The sequence below is a fragment of the Variovorax sp. M-6 genome, from assembly GCF_052114385.1.
Taxonomy (GTDB): Bacteria; Pseudomonadota; Gammaproteobacteria; order Burkholderiales; family Burkholderiaceae_C; genus Variovorax.
The window spans coordinates 1-5,181 of sequence record NZ_JBFREQ010000077.1 but is presented as its reverse complement, the minus strand read 5'-3'; the positions used below and the strand labels follow the sequence as shown (position 1 = coordinate 5,181).

The 5,181-nt window shown below is 65.9% G+C and carries 7 protein-coding genes; 4 read left to right on the top strand and 3 right to left on the bottom strand.

The features are described 5' to 3' along the window. Both AB4Z46_RS35010 and AB4Z46_RS35005 read right to left on the bottom strand, forming a co-directional pair. The coding region (locus AB4Z46_RS35010) for a hypothetical protein (protein WP_442288154.1) at positions 1 to 343 on the bottom strand (343 nt) is incomplete at its 3' end. A 1,180-nt stretch (positions 344 to 1,523) separates the two neighbouring features. After that, the gene (locus tag AB4Z46_RS35005) at positions 1,524 to 1,865 is read right to left on the bottom strand and encodes a hypothetical protein (protein WP_442288153.1); all 342 of its coding nucleotides are present in this window, start codon (positions 1,863 to 1,865) and stop codon (positions 1,524 to 1,526) included. A gap of 168 nt (positions 1,866 to 2,033) precedes the next feature. Here AB4Z46_RS35005 and AB4Z46_RS35000 point away from each other — a divergent pair, with 168 nt between their 5' ends. Genes AB4Z46_RS35000 through AB4Z46_RS34985 form a run of 4 tightly spaced genes read left to right on the top strand, consistent with a single transcriptional unit; the run spans position 2,034 to position 4,672 of the window. Next, positions 2,034 to 2,231, top strand: a complete 198-nt coding sequence (locus AB4Z46_RS35000) for a hypothetical protein (protein ID WP_442288152.1) — start codon at positions 2,034 to 2,036, stop codon at positions 2,229 to 2,231. Further along, positions 2,191 to 3,117 carry a DUF6502 family protein gene (locus AB4Z46_RS34995; protein ID WP_442288151.1) on the top strand — a complete coding sequence of 309 codons (927 nt, stop codon included), beginning with the start codon at positions 2,191 to 2,193 and terminating at the stop codon, positions 3,115 to 3,117. Before AB4Z46_RS35000 ends, AB4Z46_RS34995 begins: the two co-directional genes overlap by 41 nt. Beyond that, the gene (locus AB4Z46_RS34990; protein WP_442288150.1) at positions 3,114 to 4,460 is read left to right on the top strand and encodes a DUF5666 domain-containing protein; all 1,347 of its coding nucleotides are present in this window, start codon (positions 3,114 to 3,116) and stop codon (positions 4,458 to 4,460) included. Before AB4Z46_RS34995 ends, AB4Z46_RS34990 begins: the two co-directional genes overlap by 4 nt. After that, complete coding sequence (locus tag AB4Z46_RS34985; RefSeq protein WP_442288149.1) at positions 4,457 to 4,672, top strand: hypothetical protein; 216 nt, start codon at positions 4,457 to 4,459, stop codon at positions 4,670 to 4,672. The genes AB4Z46_RS34990 and AB4Z46_RS34985 overlap by 4 nt, the downstream gene beginning before the upstream one ends. Positions 4,673 to 4,755: 83 nt before the next feature. Here the strand turns inward: AB4Z46_RS34985 and AB4Z46_RS34980 are convergent, their stop codons facing one another. Further along, the gene (locus tag AB4Z46_RS34980) at positions 4,756 to 5,016 is read right to left on the bottom strand and encodes a hypothetical protein (RefSeq protein WP_442288148.1); all 261 of its coding nucleotides are present in this window, start codon (positions 5,014 to 5,016) and stop codon (positions 4,756 to 4,758) included. Between the last annotated feature and the right edge of the window lie 165 nt (positions 5,017 to 5,181).

Sequence of the window (5,181 nt, the reverse complement as noted above, 5' to 3'; positions counted from 1 at the left end):
CCGCCACCGCCGGGGCCACCGCCACCACCGGGGCCACCGCCACCACCGGGGCCACCGCCACCACCGGGGCCACCGCCACCGCCACCGCCGGGGCCACCGCCACCGCCGGAGCCACCGCCACCGCCTGGGCCACCGCCACCACCGGGGCCACCACCACCCGGGCCACCACCACCGCCACCGCCGGGGCCGCCGCCACCACCGGGGCCACCACCACCGCCACCGCCACCGCCACCGCCGGGGCCGCCGCCACCACCGGCGCCAGCACTGCCTCCCGCGCCACCACCAGAACCGCTTCCGGCACCACCGGCGGCACCTGTTCCTGCGGCGCCTGCGGCAGCACCACCTACGCCTGTACCACCACCAGACCCATTGCCGGCGCTGGGGCTGCTGCCGCTGCCACCCGGATCGGCTGCGCTGCTGGCGATCGCGAAACCGCCGACCAGGATCGTGCTCTTGGACGCCGCATTTCCGCCGATCGGTGCGCCCGAAGCCGCCGCAGCAGATGAATTCGCCGCTTGCGCCCCCGGCGGAGCGCTGACACAGATTGTCTCGCCGAAGGGGTTGTACCGATCGCAACGTGTCGTGCCGCCTACCGCGCGAACCGTGCCGATTTGAACCGGCGCGGTCGGGCGCACCACCGGTGCAGGGCTGTCGATGCGCGGCTCTTCCGTTCGGATCGAGTGCCGGACATCAGCGACGAGGGGCTCCATTGCCTTCTGGCGGCTGACTGTGACAGCGCGCGGCGCGCTGACAATCCTCGCCGTGCTCCTGTCGCGCTGCAGCGTACCGGCGCGTGCCCGTTGCGGCTCTGCCTGCACTTGCCGGGTCGACGCCTGATGAGGCTGTGCGTCCGGAGGTCGCGACGTCTCGGCTTGTGGTTCACTGAAAGGCTGTTCTGCCTGCGGTGGCTGCTCTTCCGACGCCGCGACCTTCACGTCGGCGGGCGCGGGCGCGACGGCCGGCGTTTCAGGCGGCGGCGGCTCCAGCGGAGGGGCCGGCTCGACCTGCTGATCGGCTGCAACTGCGACCGGTGCGGCCGGTGTTTGCGAATCCATCACCGGCTCCGGAAGCAACACAGCCGGCAACTCGGCCTGTCGCCAATGGCTCGCTGCCACCTCGCGAGGCGGAGCCGGGCTTCGCTCGACCGTGCGGTTCCAGTACCAGAATACGAAGGCGGCGATCGACAGGAGGACGGCCATCAGCAACAGCACGACGGGCACGTCGAGCCCACCGGGAACAACCGGCTGCCTGGCAAATTCCCTCTTCTCGAGTGTGCGCGATACCGTGCGCAGATCGTTTCCCACCGCCGCCGGCATGCGTGCGGTCACGGGCAGCGAAATCTTGGGCACCCTCGCGGCCCGCGGTGCCCTTTCTTCAGGCAAGGACCCCTCGGCGACATTCGCCGCCGTGCGAATTCCGCTGAACCTGCCGGCGCAGCCTCGGCAGTACCTCGCGCGGTCTCTGTTGGCCGTGTGGCACGATTCGCAGAACTTCGTCATGGCGATGACAGCGAGGCCGGCGACTCACGGAATGGGTATGGATGCGGTGAGCACCACGAGCAGATTGATCACCACCGCGAAGGCCGTGAAGTCGATCATGGACGCCCGACCCGGCATCTCCCGCGAGCGCCACGGAAGCACCGCATCGCGCATGCTCGGGCCATGCGCGTCGTCCTTGATGGCCGCATAGAACGCCGGCAGTTTGTGCGAGCAGCATTTGCAGTAGCGCGCGGACCCGATGTTGATGGTGTTGCACGCATCACAGATTTCGGCAGACGGGGTGCCCACCTGCAGCCTCGCCAGATCGACGAGATTTCCGAATGCGAGAACTCGCGGCGCTGAGGGCGCCGTTTCCTTGCTTCGCATCGTGGGTCTCGACATCGCACTCCCCCAAGTAGAAAAGACATGTGAAACTGTCACATCAATAGAACTCTTGTCTTATAGTGACCACGGCATGCATGTAAGACAGGGGCTGAAGTCGCTGTCCCATTGGTAACCGGTGGTAATGCCACCGTTATCAACAAGGAGTTCTCGGTGAACGGGACCTTGCGAGTACTGGTTGAGATACGGCTGCGGCGTTCAGAAAGCGTTCAGGGTGCGACCTCGGACGAACGACTCGGCTTGTGGATTCCCGACATCCCACCCAACGGCGCGAAGCTGGCCCAGGTCGCAGAGTTCGCCCACAAACTCCATGGCAACGAAACGCACTGGATCGAAGAACGCCAAGCATGACCGGGGCCGGCGGAGCCTTCGGCAAAGCCTGGCGAAGGGCAGGGAAGGCCAGTTGGCGTGGGTCATCGGAGCTTGCGCCCGCGTGCTGCGCCCGCTGGTGCGGCTCGCGCTTGCCTTTGGCGTCAAGCACGCGCACCTCGAGGAATTGCTCCGTGACATACTGGTCGACGAGGCACGTCGCGCGTGGGGCGAGAAGGGCACGGAACCCAACATCAGCCAGTTGTCGGTGACCACCGGACTGAACCGCAAGGTCGTGACCACGATGGTGCGCGAAGAGGCGGCTTCATTGCCCCAAACGGAGATGTCGGCGGAAGCCAAGACCTTGACGTTTTGGCTCCAGATGTTCTCGGACAACCCGGCCCACCGCTCGCTGCCCGTCGTGTCCGCAGACGAATCGGTGCCGTCCTTCGAAGCCGTCGCGCGACGCGCCAGCCGAGGCAACGTGCACCACCGGGCCATCCTCGACGAACTGGTGCGCCTCCACATGGCGACCGAGCACGATGGCAACACTGAACTTGCGGTAGCCGGTTTCGTGCCGGCGAGCGACTTGAAAGGGATGCTTTCGTTCCTGGGCGACAACTCCCGTGACCACCTTCTGGCGAGCGTGTCGAATACCATCGGGGAGCGGCCTCCCATGCTCGAGCGATCGGTGTTCGCGGCCGGCCTGTCGCTCGAGGAATGCGAGCGCATTCACCAGCTCGCGCGTCAACGCTGGGATGGCCTTCATCATGAGCTCACGCGCGAGATGAGGCGTGCCTACGAGGCCGCGGACCAGACGGCGTCGGGTCGCATCCGGGTGGGAATCTACACCTACTACGAAGATGCCGCGGTCGAGAAGGCGCCCCCGCCCGCGGCACCCCCAAAATCATCGGGAGAGAACGCATGACCACAAACCTGCTGCGCATTGTCCTTCTCCCGCTGTGGATCGCCTTGCTCCTTTCTTGTGGAGGCGGCGGTGGCAGAGGCGGTGCAATGGCACCTGTCGGTGCACCCGCATCGGGGACTTCCGGCGTCGCGAGCCCTATCGGCTCGGTCGGGCTTGCCCGCGATCCGAGTGAGAGCGGCGCAGGCAACGGCATCGGCGGCATTGCGGCCAGCGACGGAAGTTCGACGACGGCCTCCATCGGCGATGACGGATCAGGGGTCGGCTCCGGCGGCACCGGCGTGAGCACCGCCGATGCGACTGGCGTCGGCGCGGTCGATGGCGCGGGAAGCATCATTGTCAATGGCCTGCGCTACGACACGACGACCGCCGTCGGAAATATCCAGGACGCGCCGACGGGGTTGCAACTGGGCATGACCGTGAAGGTCACCGGGCCTGTCAATGCCGGCTTTACGAGCGGCATCGCCCGGCGAGTCGACTCCGCCGCCGACGTCCGAGGTCCCGTGGGAGCGATCGACCTGTCGCAGAACAGTTTCGTCATCCTCGGGACGACGGTAACGACCGACGAGGCCACGGTCTGGGCGGACGCATCCGGTCTCGCGGCCATCGCGGCCGGACGCACATTGCAGGTCTGGGGATTGCCGGCTGCACCTGGGGTGCTGCGAGCGACGCGCGTCGAACAGCGTGATCCGTCCTCGGCGATTCTCACCGGAACGGTGCAGAACCTCGACGCGGCGGCGCATACCTTCGCGCTCGGCGGCCTGGTTGTCGACTACGGCAGTGCAGTCCTCAGTGGAAGCCTGGATGGCCGATCGCTCGCCAACGGAACCATCGTACGCGTGCGAGCGGACACCGTCTCTTCTGGCGGACTTGCCGCCACGCTCGTGCAGTGGTGGTATCCCTTGCCGACGACGGATGCCACGACAGCGCAATTCGCGGGCATCGTCACGGACTATGCGGGACTGAGTTCGCTGCGTGTGCTCGGCTTCGCCGTCGACGCATCCTCGGTGCAAGTCACGGGTGGGCCGGCCGGCGCCTTGGGCAACGGCGTGAAGGTGGAAGTCGGCGGAGTGGTGTCGCGCGGCGTCCTCAAGGCCAACAAGCTCAAGATCCGGCACGTACCGGGCACTGGCGGCCCGGCCTCCTTCGACCTGATCGGCAGCGTGGGTGCCTTCCACTCACCTTCCGATTTTCGAGTGAGAGGGCAGCCGGTGGACGCAGGCGGCCCCGGCGTCATGTTCACCAACGGCAGCGCGGCGAACCTGCGCGATGGCGTGAAGGTGAACATTCATGGTACCCAGGTCACCAACGGGGTGCTGACGGCACAAACCGTCACCTTCGAATGATCATCTCGCCCCGGACAGGGAAAAAACTGAACGCAACCTCGGCGGACACGGCGCCGAAGCAAAGCAATCAGCGGCGCTTCGTAGCCGTGCTGGGAATATCGTGGCTGAGTTCGTCGCTGGCGCGACATCGTGCCGCGCCTCTGAAGGCGGTCAAACTGGACACTGGCGACTTCGCAGTGTCCACTGCATTCTCCGAAGTCAAAGGCTTCTAAGTCGAGCACCAGCGAGGCTTCGTCGATTGGCAGACGGCGTGAAAAAGATGGGAATCGTGATTTGCGATCCGGCGCACGCGCTTCTAGATGTTGACGAAGTCCGAGTCGCCATTGAGGCGTTTCGTGTGCCATTCGTCGATAAAGGCGCGCGATCGGTCGGACAGAGAGGCAATCGCGCTCGCTCCGTCCTCATGCTTGCCTGCCAGGGCTATCCGGCATCTGTGGCCGTCCTTCCAATGAAGATCCGCGTGCCCGGAGATGATCCCATCGAGCGTCGAACCGTCCAACTCGACGGTCACCTTCCAACCGTCGTACTCGAACCGATGAACTGCAGAGTTGATCATTGCCAGAACCTCCAAGTCGCTCCCTCGCTTCTCGGTGAATATCAGTTCATGCGCTCCAGCAACAGAGGGGCCACGGCGCGCAGGAACTCAAGTTCAGCCGGCGTGACGTCGCGGTGTTCGACGTCGAAGTGGCACAAGTTCCCGGCAATCGGCCCGGACAGAGGG

What these genes read in the sequence shown, in the direction of transcription:
- AB4Z46_RS35005 (WP_442288153.1), bottom strand. Translation starts at nt 1,865, where the DNA reads ATGCGAAGCAAGGAAACGGCGCCCTCAGCGCCGCGAGTTCTCGCATTC.
- AB4Z46_RS34980 (WP_442288148.1), bottom strand. Translation starts at nt 5,016, where the DNA reads ATGATCAACTCTGCAGTTCATCGGTTCGAGTACGACGGTTGGAAGGTG.
- AB4Z46_RS34990 (WP_442288150.1), top strand. Translation starts at nt 3,114, where the DNA reads ATGACCACAAACCTGCTGCGCATTGTCCTTCTCCCGCTGTGGATCGCC.
- AB4Z46_RS34995 (WP_442288151.1), top strand. Translation starts at nt 2,191, where the DNA reads ATGGCAACGAAACGCACTGGATCGAAGAACGCCAAGCATGACCGGGGC.
- AB4Z46_RS34985 (WP_442288149.1), top strand. Translation starts at nt 4,457, where the DNA reads ATGATCATCTCGCCCCGGACAGGGAAAAAACTGAACGCAACCTCGGCG.